Below are 17,235 nucleotides of genomic sequence, written 5' to 3' on the forward strand. Positions count from 1 at the left end.
GATAACGAAAGAACCTGCCGCGTGGGCAGGTTCTTCTCCAAATTTATTCAGCTGATGCTTCTTCTTGGACTGCGTCTACTACAAACGTTTTACCGCCGAATAGGTCTTTCATTTTCACAATCGCTTTTTTATCGTTTGCGGAGTACGTTGTTTCTTCAACCATGTAGTCTTCCAGATCCGCGTCGCTTGAGCTAAGTTCTTCCAAATCTTTTATCTTACCTTCGGACGTTAACGTCAGTGAATCCGTTCCTTCAGCAAGGGTAAGATTGCTGATCTGTGGAAGGGTGTTTTCTACTTCGACTTCTACTTGGCCGAGCGTCGTTACGAAGTCACCTTCGATTTGCTCCAAGTAAAGGGTTGCTGTACCTTCGGTGCGGCCGTATGCTTCAAAGCCATCGGCTGCTTCTGCTGCGGTAAGAGACATCGTTTCTGTCTCACCATCATTTGCAAGGCTGGCAACGGCTTTATTGCTTGTACGTACTTGCAGCTCGCCGTCTAAATTACCAAGTACATCTTCCAGTTCATCCTCAGAGAGGGTGATGCCTTCGAATGTACCTGTTGCTGTCACAGCGAATGCTAAATCTGCATCGTCATTAGCAACACTGCCTTCTGTTGCAGCGTCTGCTAGATCAACAGTTTCTGGGTCTGCTTCAAGATCTAATTCGTCAAAGCCTTCCAGCTCCAAGAACTCAAGGTTTGTCGATCCAAGATTAGCGCCGTCATAAGCAAAATCGATTGTATATTCTCCGGAGGCATTCTCTGGGAACGTTACGTTAAATGTGCCGTCTGCTTGTACGGTCGCAACATCCGTTGTTTCCGCTCCATCTGCATCCGTAATCGTATAGGAGATTTCTTCACCTTCTCCAAACGGCTCACCATATTGGTCTACAACGGTAAACGTACCGGTTGTCGCATTCGTTGTATAACGCTTCGTTGTGTCATCTTCAGCAATGCCGGACACTTCTTGATCGGCTACAACTTTGACATCGATCGTAACCGTGTCTTCAACCCCTTCAAATTCTGCTGTCAGCGTTGTTTCTCCTTCACCGACTACTTGGAGACCGTTGTCCATGTCGTAGTATGCAACTTGGATGTCATCGGATGTGACAGATTCCAAGGTAGCGTTGTTCAGATCGTCTGCGTCTAATTCTTCGCCAAAGGCATTTTCTGCAGCTGTCGCTTTTATTTTCAATCCTTCATTAGCACTTGTAACGTAATCACGTTTCCATTCATCGTCTCCATCGAAAAATGCCACGTCTGTTACTTCGGCAATATTTGTTTCACCGTGAACGTCAACAGTCTGTTCTTCAGACTTCACGGTGTTGCCGTCTTCATCGGTAATTTCTACCGCGTAACGGAAGCTCTCCCCTGCAAGGTCGCTGGCATCAACGACTCCGTTATCACCATAAACCTCGCCTGTCTTGCTGTATTTAAATGCAACATCGTAGCCTGCTTCTTCTAGAGCTTCCACAGAAAGATTACGGAAACCGTTGACTGTAAAGGCAAGCTTCTGATCTGCCGCACTACGGATCGATGTCGTGGTTGCTTCCACGGACTCTACGTCGATTGTGTCATAGTCAAAGTCGTATTCGAAGCCGTTCACAACGAGAGTACCGGTTGTTCCTTCGAGATCGTTGTCCGCGTGTTCAACCGTAATCGTCTTGCGGTCGTCACTGATTGTTACACCAGTAATGTCAACGTCTGTTTGGTCATCCCCGTTCACTACGGCAACGTCTAGTTTCTCCTCCACGTCTTCTTCGTCCCAGTCTTCATTCAAGGCATTGTCAAGCTCAATATCGAAGCTTCCGGTAGAAACAGGAGTGATGTCTGCAACGGTGATATCATACATACCGGCGCCTTTTATCGATTGACCGGTCGCTTTTCCTTGATACTGAAGTTCATAGCTGATTTCTGCATCTTGCTCTTCCGTAGTCAGACGAACGACGCTTCCGGCGGCGTCTTGGCTTGCTTCGGAGTCGGATGGCTTAATGATTTCTGCATCGAGTACGGCCAATTCTGGCTCGAAGGTGAAGTCTTCGGCGTTTACGTCTTCCATTTCACCGTTAAAGCTTACTTCGACGGTGGTGTTGTTCACGGCTGTTGCGTTCACGACGCCTGTTTCTTTTGCTTGGTCGACTTTCATCGCTCGGTCAAGGAACGCAGCGAATTGCGCGCGTGTTACTGTTTCTTTCGGGCGGAAATTACCGCTTGCTGTTTTCGTAATATCATATTGTGCAAGAATTTCAATGTTATTGCGGTGGCTTTCGTGTGCTTCCTCGAGGTCCTTGACGTCAGCGTCTACTCCTGCTTTTTCGTCAAAGCCGAATGCCCGCACAAGGATGGAAGCCATTTGTTCACGGGACAGATCCATGCCCGCTGCGAATTGCGTGTTATCTTCGCGGCCTTTAATGAGACCTGCTTCTTTCACTGCTGCTGCAGCCGGTGTGAAGTAGCTTTCTTCGGACAAGTCTTCAAAAGGCGGCTCCACATTTTCATTAACAGGAAGGTCAAACGCTTCCACCAACATGGCTGCTACCTGGCCGCGGTTGATTTCCTGTCCCGGCCGGTATGTACCATCTTTATAACCGCCGATGATTCCTTGCTCCGCGAGGTTCTGGATGGAGCTAGACGCCCAGTAGTCGTCCGATACGTCTGGAAATGCTGCTGCCGCATCTGCCGTTACCGGTGCCACTGCCCCAAATGTTGTCGCTACAACGGCAGCGGATACAGAACCTGCTAAAAATTTACGATACGATTTTGGTTGATAAGCCAAAACAATTCCTCCTTCTATCTAGTAAACTATCAATTCTAATAATAACCATTATTCCACGTCGAAGGGTGATACAGGAACAGCTGTAACTATTTTGTTGTTTTCCTGTAAGAAAAGAGATTTAAACATAATAGTGGTAATCTACCCATTTCTCTCCCTGACGTATTTTATTCTAGCACTGATACGGTAGAAAAAAAGTACTCTGCCGGATTAGGTAACTATTGCATGTTACCCCCTGTATTTCCCAACACTGGCAGAGTGGGATACCCTCATCACATTGCCAGCCCCGTTCCTTTTGTAAACTTTTTAAAAATTTCAGCAAATATAGTGGTTATTATTTCCTGCTTGTGATATAAATAAAAGTATACATATATTCATAGGTCTATATACCCTTTCTCATGAAGGAGCGAAATGCGTTATGCTGACTAAATTTAAGTGGCAAAATCTTAGCATTGGTTGGAAATACAGTACCGCCCTCATCACGACAATCGTCTTATTTATGCTTGCCTCTGCTGTTATTTTTGTACTGCTCGGTAGCATGCGAGACAACATCAACGCGATGGACGAGCGTTCCGAACGTGCGGTGAATTTCACGGAGATGATTTCGCTCTTTCGGGCAAAAGACACACGTATCGCCGACTACATCCTGACAAAAGACCATGCGCTCCTCCAAGAGTACCAGGCGCACCGCAATGATTTTACCGCCCTGCAAGATACCATGGAACCATTAATGACGACGGATGAGCAAGTAAAGCTATTTAAGCAGATTCAGGCGAATGACCAAGAGACGGATACGATCTTTTTTGATTCGATCATCCCGGCTGTCGAACGGGCTGATAACGTACAAGTGCTTCTGCAACGAGACAACCTTGTGAAGCTACGCGCGGAGACGAATCACCATTTAACCGAGTTAAAAAACATCGTCGATGCAGAACACCGCAGTGCTGTCAGAAACGCGGTCCATGCCAGTGGAAGTGCGGTGTGGACACTGCTTCTTTCTGTGGCGATTGCTGCCGTGTTAGGAGCTATAACACTCTGGTTCGTCAACCGCCGTATCCAGCGGAATTTACACCAAGTTGTCGATGTTAGTAAGGAGATTGCGGACGGCAACTTGGCAGTAGACACGATTTCCTATGATGGAAAAGATGAGATCGGCCAATTGGCGCTCGGGTTCAATACCATGCGCGGCCACCTCCGAACGATGATCGAGCAGATTCAGGACATTGCGGAAAAAGTGAACAGACAGAGTGAAGGGCTGACTGACTCTTCCCAACAGGTGACGACAGGTGCCGAGCAAATTGCGTCTACCATGGGTGACCTTTCAGCCGGCGCCGAAGAACAAGCAGGTGCCTCCTCCGAGATCTCCAGCTTCGTACGTGATTTAAATAAACAAATTCATGTGACAAACGAAGACAGTGAAACGCTGGCCCACTCGTCACGGGACGTGTTTAACATGTCGCGGGAAGGGATGGAACAGATGGAGGTATCGGTACAGCAAATGAACGACATCACGGCGCTCGTGACCGATACGGCCGACAAAGTACAGGGACTCGACCGACGCTCGGCAGAAATTTCTAAATTAGTGGAAGTCATTGAAGGAATTGCCGACCAAACGAACTTGCTCGCCTTAAACGCAGCCATCGAAGCAGCCCGTGCCGGCGAAGCGGGAAGAGGCTTTTCTGTCGTCGCCGAAGAAGTGAAGAAGCTTGCCGAACAAGTAGGATATTCCGTTTCCGACATTACCTCAATCATTGAAGGGATTCAGGAAGAGACGAAGACGGTCGTTCACTCCTTACAAAAAGGCCATGAGAAAACCGAAGCCGGGAATGAACAGATCACCACGAGTCTCGAGTATTTTACCTCCATCAATGATTCGATTTCCGATATGCGCGGCCGCATTCAAAATATTGCCACGAGCTTAACAGACATTGCTTCGAACAGTGAAAAAGTCACCCAGTCTGCTGACGAGATCTCTGCCAACTCAGAAGAAACGGCAGCCGGAATCGAGCAAAGTTCCGCCACCGCCCAGCAGCAAAGCTCCTCGATGCAAGAAGTAGCCGGAAGCGCCGAAACGCTCTCCCGCTTAGCCGTTGATCTGAATGACCTCGTGCGTACCTTTAGACTTTCCTAGAAAAGATCTGACAAACCGTAAGAGGGTGTTTCGGCCCCCTCTTAATCTCTCATAGACTTTGTTGATTCGCTGTGTTATGAATTAGGGACGTAAGCTTTTTTCAAAATTTCATAACGAGTTATTCGGGCGGCTGTTTTTTCAGCCTTAATAGGGAAGCTGGTGTCATTCCAGCACTGCCCCCGCAACTGTAATAGTGGACGAAATGATAACAACCACTGCACGGGCTGCGCTTTTTTAAAAAGCAAGACTGTGCGGGAAGGATCAGAGTAGGAGGAAGCTTAAGTCAGGAGACCTGCCCGGGTAACATCTTTTCAAATCTCCGGGGAAATGAGGTGTGAAAGTTTAGCTAATAACGGGCGCAACATGGTGTCACCTGCGCTTTTTATAGAAGCCAGACTCTTCCCACACGGAAGGGTTTTTTTAGTATGAATTGAGGAGAGATAGCAGTTATGGCAACGTGGAATCTCGAAAGCACGCGGCATCATCTGCTGATTTGTAACGGCGGGAGCTGCATGAAAAACGGCGCGGAAGCATTAACAACAGCCGTACGAACAGCAATTAAAACAAACCATCTGGACGATTATATCCACACAACGCGGACTCGCTGCAATGGCCGCTGCCGTGACAAATGTGTACTCATCGCATACCCGGAAGGCCACTGGTACAAAAACATGGTCCCAGCGGACGCCCCGTCGTTGATTGAATCGCTGAAAAGCAATACGGCCTACCTCCCTAAACTCAGCCACTCCTTTACTGGCGAGGGATTCGCGAGGAAAGACGGCATCGAAAGCGGACGGGACAAGCCTGCAGAATGAACGAGCCACCGGGGATCATGATGAACGGATGCACGTCTTGTTCCTCTAATACGGCAAGACCCCGGTTTTGCCGGTTTTGTCCCACCCAGCAGACTTCGCGACGCCATTCCGCTTCTATGGCGTCGCTATTTTTGTGTGCCGCGATTTTGATGACATCATTCACCCCCTATGACGCTACTATTTTCGCCAACCATAGTTTTCACGACTTCATTCATCCCCTATGATGCCGTTATTTTCATCAGACACAAGTTTCACGGCTTCATTCAACCCCTATGACGTCACTATTTTAACCAGCCACAGTTTTCACGACTTCATTCAACCCCGATGACGTCACTATTTCTGCCAAGCACGATTTTCAAGACGCCATTCACTCCCTATGATGCTGCTATTTCCGACAACCGCTCTTTTCGCGACTCCATTCACTCCCTATGACGTCGCTATTCCCACCAACCACGATTTTCACGACTTCATTCAACCCCGATGACGTCACTATTTCCCCCATCCACAACTCTCATGACGTCATCCACTCCCTATGACGTCGCTATCTCTGCCAACCGCGATTTTCACAACTTCATCCAATCCCTATGATGCTTCTATTTTCAACAACCCCAAGTTTCACAACGCCATTCACTCCCTATGACGTCGCTATTCCCACCAACCACGATTTTCACGACTTCATTCACTCTCTATGACGTCGCTATTTCCGACAACCGCGATTTTCACAACTTCATCCAATCCCTATGATGCTTCTATTTTCGCCAACCGCGATTTTCACGACGTCATTCACACTCTTTGACGCCACCGTTTCCGCCATCCACGGTTTTCACGACGTCATTCACCTTTTCCGCAGTCAAAAAAACCAGCCCCGCTCTAAAAGGGACTGGTTTTTCTGTTATTCGAGTGTTTCCTGGGTGATCATTTCTCCGTCTTGGGCGATGATGAGGTCGACGGGTTGATCGGGGTATTTTTCCCGGATCATATCTTGGTATTTCGTGAGCCATTCTTCGTTCCATTCTTGATCCGCGGCAAGCTGAATGTCGATGTTGACAGACTGGCCGTCCTCCTCGGAATCAACGGTTTGTACCATAGCTTCGTCGACTTCTTCTTCGGCTGCGAGCTGGTCCTGTAAATCAGCGTCGCTGTCGAGCTCGGCAGCAGGCGGCTTTTCTTCTTCAGCCTGTGGTTGTTCTTCTTCCGCTTCTTGATTTGTATCTCCCTCGTTATCATCTGACGAACAGCCGACTACGCTGAGAATCGCTGCTGCGAGTGTCGTCAGTAAGAGCCATTTTCGAATTGACATCATAAGTGAGAACCCCTTTTCTTTCGAAGTATACTCCCATTCTACCTAAAAACCAGGGACACGCAAAGTCGCTACATGTTCCTTTTGATCAAAGAGAGGGGCTCGTCGCCCTCTCTCTTATTGGTGGAAAGAATCGAACGCATCTTCCTCCTGCTTGCGTTTTCTCCGGAAGCGGAGGCGTGGCAGTCGTTTTTTCAATCCTTGAATGATGTTGTCGGTTGTGGCATAGACGACCGGTATTAACACGAGTGTAAACAAGGTCGAGAACAAGAGGCCGAAAATGATGACAATCCCCATTGGTGCCTGGGCTTCGGCTCCTTCCCCAATTCCGAGGGCGACCGGGGTCATCGCAAGTACCGTCGTCAGCACCGTCATCAGAATCGGACGCAGACGTGCCGGTCCTGCTTCTAAGATCGCAGCATCCCGGTCCTCTCCTGCTTCCCGCCGCTGGTTAATGTAGTCAATCATGACGATGGCGTTGTTCACGACAACCCCCGCGAGCATGATAATCCCGATAAAGGCAGTGATGCTGAGGGGAGTACCGGTAATAAATAATCCGAACAACACGCCGATCAACGTCGCCGGCATCGAGAACATAATGACAAACGGCTGTACGAAGGATTCGAACTGAATCGCCATCACGGCGTACACAAGGAAGATCGAAGCTACCAAGGCAAAGGCAAGATCCATGAACGCATCCTGCATGTCTTCCGCTTCCCCGCCGTACTTAATAGAATATCCGTCCGGCATATTCATATGCTCTACTTCCGCCTGCACGTCACCCGCCACTTCAGACAGCGTTCGGCCCGTTACATCACTCGTGATGTTCACCTGGCGCTGCTGGTCCTGCCGGTTGATCTGGGTAGGACCGGTCGATTCCTCCAGCTCGGCAATAGAACTGAGCGGGATGCTTGTGCCGGTCGCGGTGGTCAGGGTTAAATTACGAAAATCAGCAAGCTGGGACCGTGACTGTTCCGGCAAAATGACTTCCACGTCGATTTCCTGTCCGTCGTCACGGAACTCGGTCGCCACTTGACCGTTAAAGGCGATAATAATCTGACTCATGACGTCCTGATAGGTTAATCCGTACTGCGCGGCCTGCTGCCGGTCGACATCGACGTCGATTTGAGGATTCCCTTCACCGGACGTTGTTTCGATATTCGTCGCTCCCGGAATCTGTTCCATCTGGAAAACGATTTCCTCCGCCAGCCGGTCGAGTACTTCCACCTCATCCCCTTTAATACTGACAGAAATCGGTGACGTACTTCCCATGGCGCCTGTCGTCATGCTGGCAACGGTGATGTCAGCGCCGGAAATGCGTTTCGCCTGTTCGGATAATTCATCAATCATCTCCGTCGTATCAATCGAACGCTCTCCTGCGGCCACGAGGGAAATATTGACGGAAGCTTGGTTACCGCCACCGCCGCCTCCCATGATAGGAGAGCCGCCACCGACCGTCGAATAAGTGGTCTCAATCACGTCTTCATATGGTTCCAACAAGGACCAGACGCGGTTCACTGCCGTTTGGGTTTCTTCCAGCGTCGAGGCCGTCGGCGTCTCGATGCTGATCATTATTTCCCCTTCATCCGATTCCGGAAGAAGCACGGCCCCGATCAACGGCACGAGGGCCAATGAAACGATCGTTAAGGCACTTGTGAGAATAATGACCGTCTTCCGGTGCCCGAGCGCCCAGCTTAACAGGCTGCGGTACCGATCATTTACCCACGTTCCCAACCGCGTAAAACGGCTTTCTTTTTCTTTCTCTTTATTTACCATTTCTTCTTTAATAAATTTCGAGGCAAGCATTGGAACGATCGTAAGCGCCGCAACGAGTGAGGCGATTAAGGAAAAGCTGACCGTCAAAGCAAGCGGTGCAAATAGCTCCGATGCTATGCCTTCCACAAACACGAGCGGCAAAAATACGACCAAGGTCGTCATCGTGGACGCGACTACCGCACCGCCCAGTTCTTCTGCACCGGCAATCGCTGCTTCAATCCGTGTTTTTCCTGCTTCAATATGTTTGTATATACTTTCCAAAATAACAATCGAACTGTCTACCATCATCCCGACACCGAGTGCCAAACCGCCCATTGTCAGGATGTTCAACGTCTCGCCTGTGAAGTACATCAAGGCAAACGTCGACACAACCGCGATTGGAATCGAAATCCCGATGACGAGTGTTGCCCGGACACTTCGTAAAAATGCTAACAGGACGATAATCGCAAAGATCGCACCGTAAATTAAGTTACTGGTGACACTGTTGATCGATTGTTTAATAAAATCAGCAGAATCGAAAACAACGTGAAGATCGGCGTCTTCGCCAAGCTCCTCATTTAAATCTGTTACAACGTCTTGAACAGCATCCGACACATCTACCGTGTTGGCGTCGGACTGCTTCATAATCGAAAACATATACGCCTGTGTCCCGTTCACATACGTGTCCGAGGACAGTTCTTCCACCGTATCTACTACCTCAGCGACGTCGCTAACCTTTACATTACTGCCGTCTCCGAGCGGGATCAACGTATTCGCAATGTCGGACACGTCATTAAAGTCTCCCTCAACCCGCAGCTGCAAGTCCCGTCCACCGCTTTCCACCTCACCTGCGGAAGCAGACGAGTTCTCAGACTCGAGGGTACGGATAATATCATTCGCCGATAAGTGATAGCGGTTTAACTCTTCCGGCTTTAACTGGACTTCAATTTTTCGCGACTGGATCCCTTCGATGGTTGCCGACGCGACGCCGTCCCCTTGTTCAAGCTTAGGCTGTATTCGTTCTTCGGCCAGACGTTTGGCTTCGTCTTCCGGCAAGTCCTCCGAGAACCCGAGCCACATAATCGCCTGCTGATTCGGATCGAACCGCAAGACGGACGGGTCATTGGCGCCGTCCGGGAGAGCTCCGGAAGTCCCGTCGACCGCTTCACGAATGTTCAACATCGCCTGATCAAGGTCCGTACCGAAATTAAATTGAATAATGACGAGTGACGATCCAGAAGAAGACTGTGACTGAATATTGTCTACGTTATCAATCGATGCCAGCGAATCTTCAATCGGTTTTGTTACCGTTTCTTCCATGTCTTCCGGCGCAGTTCCACTGTAGCTCGTTGCGACAACGGCAAGCGGCAGTTCCATATCCGGATAAAGATCAACGGCCAGGTTGCGGAGGGCGGTGAGCGACAGTACAATCACCATCAATACCGCCATGACAACCCCGACCGGTCGTTTTACAGACCAACGCGATAGTTTCAAGATGCTTCACCCCCGCCTCCTGCCAGTCTCGTAGAACCAGGGAGTTGAAGTGGTGCCACAGCGGCAGCTTTCGCGTCGTCCTTCACACTGCTGGTATCTTTCTCTTTCGTTTCCTCTGCGTTTTCATCCTCTTTTTTTGCTTCTTTGTCTTCCACTTCTTTTTCATCTACTTCAGTGACGTCTTCCGCTTTCGCTCCGTCATCGAGGAAATATTGACCGCGTGTCACGACGCTTTGGCCCGCCTTTAAGTCAGCTGCCTCAACCGCCGTAATGTCCGATTCCTCGCGGAGTACGTCAACCGGCACAAGGGACGCAACTTCTTCTTCGACGACAAAGACAGATGGTTGACCTTCTACTTCAATCAACGCCTCCGTTGGAATTAACAGACTGTCATCGATATACGTTTCCTCAATCAAAAACTCTCCGTATATCCCTGCCCGCAGTGCACCGTTCGGGTTGGCAATCTGCACTTCCACCGGGAACATCCCGTTGTCATCTGTGGAATCCGCGACATACGTAACCGTGCCGTTCACTTCTTTATCGATAGACGGAAACCGGACTTTCATCGTGTCTCCTTCTGTGAAAAGCATGAGTTGTTGGGGAGTGATGGCAGCTGTTACGTTTAAAGCCGTCATTTCACCAAGCATGACAAGCGGCTCCTGCTGCGAATATAACTCTCCCGGCTCACCGTTCACGCTAAGGACTTTCCCGGAGCTCGGGGCCCGCACGACGGCATTTTCTAAATCTTCCCGGGCTTGTTCCACGGAAATTCGTGCCTGTTCAAGCGCTGCGTTCGCATCTTGAATACCGCCGCTTGCTTCCTCAACGGACGCTTTCGACGAGTCGATACGCGCAGCAAGCTCTTTTTTAGAAGACTTCGCATCTTCCCAGCCGGCTTTAGCCTGCTTCACTTGCGATTCTAATACAGCAATATCATACGTCTGCTTCACTTGTTTGAGGTTGTCTTTCGCATCGGTCACACTGTCCTCCGCACTTGAGACATTGTCTTTCGCATCGTCCACCGCAGCCTCTGCACGTTCCATCTCCTGCTTAGAAATCAGCCCGCCATCGAACAATTGCTTGTTGCGGTCCCGGTCTTGTTCCGCGGTTTTCAGATTGCGTTTTGCCGTTTCCAACGAACGTTTCGCTGTTTCTAACGAACGCTTAGCCGCCGATATGCTTTGGCCTTCGTTTTCTTTTGCTTTCGCCAAGTTCGTTTTCGCCTGCTCATACTGTTCTCTAGCCTGGGCAATCGCATGGTCAGCATTTTGAAGGGCCACCTGGGATTGTTTCACTCCCGCCTCGGCGCCTTTTTTGCCTGCTTTCGAGACGGTCACGCCACTTTTGGCCCGTTCATAAGCTGCTTTCTCCTGCTCTAACGCATTGCGCAAATCCGTATCGTCCAACACCGCAAGCACTTGGCCTTTTTTGACCGTCTCGCCTTTCTTCACACGGACTTCCTCGATATCTGCGCTAATTTCCGGTGTTAATGCTACTTCCGACAACGCTTCTGTTGTAGCACTAATCTTCTGGAAACCTTCTAAAGACCCAGATAATACTTCGGTTGTTTCGACTGGTACTACTTCTTCCTCCGTCGTACTAACATCGGCTGATTGGCACGCCGTCATTGTAATGATCAGTGCTGCGGCGCCAATCGCCCCGCTCCATACTCTCTTTAGATGTGACCCCACTTGCTTCCTTCCTTCCCCATTACCTAGTATTTGTAAGATTGCTAGCATCCACGTCGTTCTTATGTACATCATTCAGCTTCATTATATCGTAAGCCAGAAGTCATGTTTTCGACGATTTTTGACATGAAAACGAATGTTGTCAACTGTGCGACTCTGTGGATGATTTTCGCTCTGCGTCTACAATTGTTTTTAACTTCAATGCAATTTCATGAAAAGCTGTCAGATCCTCACGGGAGAGCTTCAACAAATATTTAGAAGAAATCTCATTTCGCGTTTTCTCCATGCTTTCCAGCACGTCCCTGCCTTTTTCTCCTAATCGGACAAACGTCTGCCGGCGCTTCTCTACATCCAGCTCCCGAACGATGTAGTTTTCTTTCTCCATCTTGGATAACAACTGACTGACCGAGCTCGGTGACGCATGTAACAGGCGCGCCAAGTCCTTCACATATAAGGATTCGTATTTCGAAATGACAATTAGGACAAACCGGTACCTCTCCGGCACATCTATGTAATAGCCCCCAAATTCTTCATCTATTTTTAAAAATAGATCGAAGAGAGACTCATCAATCGCTCGTAACAACTCCTCTTTTTCCACCTCCTTCCCCCCTTCCTTCGTACATATGAATAATTTATTTTGCAAAACTATTAAACATATTAACTGTTAAAAAATATAAAGCAAAAAAACAGGCCCGTCAAGCGACAATTGTATGTCCACGTGAGACTTCAAACGGCGTATTTTTATGTCGGGGCAGGCGGAATGAAGAGATGAAAAAAGAAAGGTTGGAAAATAACAGCAGGATAGAAGGGGGGGTGTTGCTATATTGCGGTGTCGGCAAAATAACAGTGTCATAGAGGGCGGATGGTGTCTCTATCTCTCCATGATGACATAATAACAACCCCATTGGCGACGTATGAGGCTTTTATTTTGCAACGGCTGCATTATAACGACGTCATTGAGCACCTATGACGCTGCGAATTCGCAATGGTTGAAAAATTATGGCGTCATTGACCGTGAATGAGGGCGCTATATTGCAATGGCAGCAAAATAACAACACCATTGACCACGTATGAGTCCTCTATATTGCAAAACCAGCATTATAACGACATCATTGATCACCTATGACGCTACGAATTCGCAATGGTTGAAAAATAGTGGCGTCATTGATGGTGGATGAGGGTGTGAATTTGCACTGAGCGAATAATAACAACCTCATTGGCGACGTATGAGACTTCTATTTTGCAAGAGCAGCATTATAGCGACCCCATTGAGGACCTATGACGTCGCGAAATGATGCTGAGCGAAAAATAACAACGTCATTGGCCACGTATGGTGACGCTATCTCGCAGTGACGCCACAATAACAGCTTCCTTCGCGGCGGGTGAAATAGAAAAACACCCTGCGGAAATACTTCTCCACAGGGTGCTGGCTATTCCAAGCGCCCACCATTACTGCTGCTGAATGAGTCCGTTTCGTACGGATTCGACTTGCTGTTTGGCGAGGATATAGTTTTGTTTCGCTTGTTCGTATGCTACTTCTTTTTGTTCGACTTGCACGGAGGCGAGATCGTAATCTGCCTGGGCGATGACGCCGGCGTTGAGCTGCACGCGCAAGTTGTTGTAATCTTCTTTGGCAAAATCCAGTTCAAAGCGGGCGTCGAGCATGGCTTGGTACTGGTCTGCCGCCTGTTTAAAGGTGTTGTCAATTGCTTTCGTCAAGTCTTCTTTTAATTGAACGATATTTTTCTCTTCGATTTCAACGGCAATGTCGGCTTGATTTTTTTCATAAGTTGTAGCGTCTTCGTCCTCATGCGTTGCTTCACGGTCTGCTTTCGCGAGGGCAAGTGCCTCTTTCGCACTCTTCATGCTGTACGAGTTCTCGATTAACTCCTCGGTCGTTTTCTCTTGTGTCACTGCTGTCATGTCTTCGAGTTCTGGTGCTTGAAGCTTCAAATCCGGGTGGTTGACAATGCCGATGTCGAGCGTAAACACCGCGGTGTCATTCTTGATCTGTCTTTCCAGTTGATCGATTTGCGCCTGCAAACGCGTCAGTTCGCGCTGTGCGGTGTAAAATTCATTTCGTGACGCGACGCCAACTTCATAGCGCTTCTTCACGTTCGCTACCCGTTTTGATTCGGTTTCGAAAGAGTCTTGCAGAAGCTCAAGCTGTTCCTGGGAGCCGATTACCTGCATGAACTTGGAAGCAACCGCCAGCTTCACGCCCTCTTCTGCTTTTTCCTTTTCGTACGTAAGACTCGTTTCGCTGGAATTCATCTGCCGGAACGCATCTTCCAGCGGTTTCAGCTGATCCTCCAACGCTTCTATTTGATTTTGGATTTGCAGACGGGACTGAAAGGTGCGGTTCCCTGTTTCCTTTTGAATGTCACGTAATTCGTCCATTTTATCTTCCAGGTCTTCAATGTCCTCTTTCAAATCACGGTAGTCTTTTTCCGCTCCACCCAGCTCACTTTCTAAATTTCCTAACCGGTGATTGAGCAGAAGTAAGGATGTATTTTCATCAAGGGCAAATGCCACGGCCTCTTCAAGCGTCAGCGTCTCGATTAATTCCTCTTCCTCGCCCGCTTCTTCCTGATCGGCTTCGTCCTCTTCGTTATGTACTGCTTCCCCCTGTTCTTCTTCCGCATCCGGCTGAACCCCATCCGCGAAAGCTGCTGGTGTAAAAGAAGAAGCTGCGAGCATCACCGCTAAGCTCGTTGTCATTGCTTTTTTCATTTCCGTCTCCCCCATTCGCCTTCCCTCTATTGGTAATCATCGTTAACTGTTTCCTTATCGTACCATACTCTTATTTTATCACAAAGATGGTAGAAAAATAGAGGGAGGATGGGCGTTATGTTTTTTGTCCCATACAAGACAATTTTCGAAAAATGCGTTACATTTTCGATTCCCTCTTAAAAATCCGCTATCTTCAACCGATAAGTCATATATGAGAACTAATAACAGGAAAAATAGCCATCATAAAGTCCTAGTTCGTAGTGCAGGTAATCGCGACTAGCGTCCATTTTCCAATTCGTTCTTATTTCCAAAAATTACTAGTGACAGGGGGGTTGATTGTGCAAGTTCAGCAAAAGCAAAAACGAAGCAATCGTTTTCTTACAAAAAAATCCGTTACACTCATTTTTCCACTCCTGCTTGTTTTTTTCATCTTTTACTTAAATGAAAGCCTCTACGGCAGTATTGGCGAGGAAAATTTCCCGACTGCTCATTTATTGATTAGCTTCTTTATCGTCATCGTGTCGGCGTCAATTGCGTTGCAAGCCTGGATGGTGTTCCCGTATTCCCTGTCTAATCTGCGAATTGGCTTAGGGGCACTCTTTTTCGCCGTTTCCCTGCTCGAGATCGGTCACGCTGTTTCTTACGAGGGGATGCCGTTTTTCTTTACAGAAAGTTCCGCTTATCAAGCAACGTGGTTTTACATCATTAGTCGTCTCCTGCTCGCTTTCGGCCTCCTCTTCATCGTCCTTACAAAAGAAAGAAAGGTGCCCTTGCGAAGGCGATGGTCTCTTTACGGGACAGCACTTTTGGGTGCCGTTGTGTCGATTATCGTTTTGTATGTGACGGACCCGCTTCTTCCAAATTTAGTCATAGAAGGCCAGGGAACGACCGCTCTGAAAAATAACCTGCAGATCACGGCATTAGCGGTTCAGCTTGTTGTTGCTGCCGTCATCTTTTTCAAGCGGAAAACGGGGAATCCCTTTTATGCGATGATCCTGCTCGCTTCGCTTTACTTGATTTGCGGTGATGTGATGTACATGTCGTACAGCAGTGTTCATGGTTTGAGAAATTTCACCGGACATATTTACCAAGTAGTCAGTGTCTTCTTCCTGATGCGTGCCCTTTATTATACGGCCGTCCAGGAGCCTTTTCAGATGCTGAGACAAACAGAAGAAAAGCAGCAAAAAGGAAAAGCGATCATCGAGTATATGGCCTATTACGATGAACTGACCGCACTTCCGAACAAGCGTTACTTTAAAGAACAGGTACAAGAAGCGATTGAATGCGGTGAAAACGACCGGATGGCAGTTCTGCTTTTAGATATCGACCGCTTTAAAAACATTAACGAATCATTGGGATATCCGTTTGGCGATAAGCTGTTGGCGGCACTCACCACCCGTCTCCGCCAAGCCCTGGCACCGGAGATTGTCCTCGCTCGATTTAATGGGGATGAGTTTGCGCTCTTGATCGCACCGGTCACGACGGAAGAAGAAGTGAAAGCGACCTGCCTGCACATCAAAGAGCAGATAGAGGCACCTCTTCAGGTTCAGCATCTTCAATTGAAAGTAACCGTGAATATTGGTACGTCCCTCTATCCAGAGCACGGACAAGACGAAGAAGAACTGCTGAAAAATGCGAGTGTGGCGATGTTTAAGGCGCAAGAGCAAAAAAGCGGCTATCTTTTCTACGATGCTAGTATGGCCGAGGAACTGGAAGATCGGCTGCTTCTTGAGAATGACCTGTATCTGGCGCTTCCCCGCGATGAGTTATTTTTACTGTATCAGCCGCAAGTGAGGACGGATACGATGGACATCATCGCCTTTGAAGCACTGCTTCGGTGGGAACACCCGGAGAGAGGGCTCGTGTCGCCGGGAGAATTCATTCCGATTGCGGAACAAAACGGACTCATTATTCCGATCGGGGAATGGGTGCTGGATACGGCTTGCGGACAGTTAAAAAAATGGCATGACGACGGTTTTCCGCATTTGCGGATGTCTGTCAATCTCTCGACCCGGCAAATTTACCAAGACGATTTTCTCGACATGGTCGCAGACGTGTTGAGGAAACACGATTTGGCGGCGTCCTCCCTGGTGCTTGAAATTACGGAAAGCATGCTGATGACAAATATGGAACATTCCCTTGTCATCTTGCAAGAATTGAAAAAAATCGGGGTGCAAATAGCCGTCGACGACTTCGGGACCGGCTACTCTTCTTTAAGTTACTTAAAACACTTGCCGTTTGACTGTTTGAAAATTGACCAGACCTTTATTCGTGATTTCGTAACCGACCAAGAAACGGCTGCCCTAGTGTCCATGATCATCTCGATCGCCCAACATTTGCAGATGGACGTGATTGCGGAAGGCGTCGAGGACATCACACATTTTCAATTTTTACAAGATATGAATTGCTGGCACGTACAAGGCTACCTATTCAGCAAACCGCTCCCGCCAGAGAAGTGGACCGACTTTTTCATGACAAACGCCAAAGAACATTGGAGAAACCTTCCCAAACAAACAGAAAAAGACTCATCCACCGCCATTACATAAAAA

9 protein-coding genes, 1 pseudogene and 1 riboswitch are annotated in these 17,235 nt (G+C 48.4%); of the genes and pseudogenes, 4 read left to right on the forward strand and 6 right to left on the reverse strand.

Annotated elements, in window-relative coordinates; genetic code table 11:
* Positions 1-43: 43 nt before the first annotated feature.
* Positions 44-2,773: an S-layer homology domain-containing protein gene (locus LOR49_RS11895; RefSeq protein WP_240376954.1), complete on the reverse strand. Its 2,730-nt coding sequence runs from the start codon at positions 2,771-2,773 to the stop codon at positions 44-46.
* Between the two features lie 727 nt (positions 2,774-3,500).
* On the opposite strand from LOR49_RS11895, the pseudogene LOR49_RS17730 reads away from it, so the two are divergent.
* The 3 genes and pseudogenes from LOR49_RS17730 to LOR49_RS11905 all read left to right on the forward strand — a co-directional run.
* A pseudogene (locus LOR49_RS17730) lies at positions 3,501-3,956 on the forward strand (HAMP domain-containing protein); the annotation flags it as partial.
* Positions 3,957-4,079: 123 nt separating this feature from the next.
* Positions 4,080-4,901 (forward strand): methyl-accepting chemotaxis protein, encoded by an 822-nt coding sequence (locus LOR49_RS17735; protein ID WP_420830447.1) that lies wholly within the window; start codon positions 4,080-4,082, stop codon positions 4,899-4,901.
* 107 nt (positions 4,902-5,008) lie between these two features.
* Positions 5,009-5,215, forward strand: a riboswitch (cobalamin riboswitch).
* 135 nt (positions 5,216-5,350) lie between these two features.
* Positions 5,351-5,716: a (2Fe-2S) ferredoxin domain-containing protein gene (locus LOR49_RS11905; RefSeq protein ID WP_240376956.1), complete on the forward strand. Its 366-nt coding sequence runs from the start codon at positions 5,351-5,353 to the stop codon at positions 5,714-5,716.
* An 892-nt stretch (positions 5,717-6,608) separates the two neighbouring features.
* Here LOR49_RS11905 and LOR49_RS11910 read toward each other — a convergent pair.
* The 5 genes from LOR49_RS11910 to LOR49_RS11930 all read right to left on the reverse strand — a co-directional run bounded on the left by LOR49_RS11910 (position 6,609) and on the right by LOR49_RS11930 (position 14,686).
* Positions 6,609-7,019 carry a hypothetical protein gene (locus tag LOR49_RS11910; protein WP_240376957.1) on the reverse strand — a complete coding sequence of 137 codons (411 nt, stop codon included), beginning with the start codon at positions 7,017-7,019 and terminating at the stop codon, positions 6,609-6,611.
* A gap of 114 nt (positions 7,020-7,133) precedes the next feature.
* Complete coding sequence (locus tag LOR49_RS11915; RefSeq protein WP_240376958.1) at positions 7,134-10,265, reverse strand: efflux RND transporter permease subunit; 3,132 nt, start codon at positions 10,263-10,265, stop codon at positions 7,134-7,136.
* Positions 10,262-11,956 (reverse strand): efflux RND transporter periplasmic adaptor subunit, encoded by a 1,695-nt coding sequence (locus tag LOR49_RS11920; protein ID WP_240376959.1) that lies wholly within the window; start codon positions 11,954-11,956, stop codon positions 10,262-10,264. The genes LOR49_RS11915 and LOR49_RS11920 overlap by 4 nt, the downstream gene beginning before the upstream one ends.
* Before the next feature lie 139 nt (positions 11,957-12,095).
* Positions 12,096-12,551 (reverse strand): MarR family winged helix-turn-helix transcriptional regulator, encoded by a 456-nt coding sequence (locus LOR49_RS11925; protein WP_240376960.1) that lies wholly within the window; start codon positions 12,549-12,551, stop codon positions 12,096-12,098.
* An 851-nt stretch (positions 12,552-13,402) separates the two neighbouring features.
* Positions 13,403-14,686: a TolC family protein gene (locus LOR49_RS11930; protein ID WP_240376961.1), complete on the reverse strand. Its 1,284-nt coding sequence runs from the start codon at positions 14,684-14,686 to the stop codon at positions 13,403-13,405.
* A 338-nt stretch (positions 14,687-15,024) separates the two neighbouring features.
* On the opposite strand from LOR49_RS11930, the gene LOR49_RS11935 reads away from it, so the two are divergent.
* Positions 15,025-17,232, forward strand: a complete 2,208-nt coding sequence (locus LOR49_RS11935; protein ID WP_240376962.1) for a putative bifunctional diguanylate cyclase/phosphodiesterase — start codon at positions 15,025-15,027, stop codon at positions 17,230-17,232.
* Positions 17,233-17,235: the final 3 nt, after the last annotated feature.

The organism is Bacillus piscicola, assembly GCF_022458745.1.
In the GTDB taxonomy this organism is placed as follows: domain Bacteria; phylum Bacillota; class Bacilli; order Bacillales; family Marinococcaceae; genus Alteribacillus_A; species Alteribacillus_A piscicola.

What these genes read in the sequence shown, in the direction of transcription:
- LOR49_RS17735 (WP_420830447.1), top strand. Translation starts at nt 4,080, where the DNA reads ATGGGTGACCTTTCAGCCGGCGCCGAAGAACAAGCAGGTGCCTCCTCC.
- LOR49_RS11905 (WP_240376956.1), top strand. Translation starts at nt 5,351, where the DNA reads ATGGCAACGTGGAATCTCGAAAGCACGCGGCATCATCTGCTGATTTGT.
- LOR49_RS11910 (WP_240376957.1), bottom strand. Translation starts at nt 7,019, where the DNA reads ATGATGTCAATTCGAAAATGGCTCTTACTGACGACACTCGCAGCAGCG.
- LOR49_RS11930 (WP_240376961.1), bottom strand. Translation starts at nt 14,686, where the DNA reads ATGAAAAAAGCAATGACAACGAGCTTAGCGGTGATGCTCGCAGCTTCT.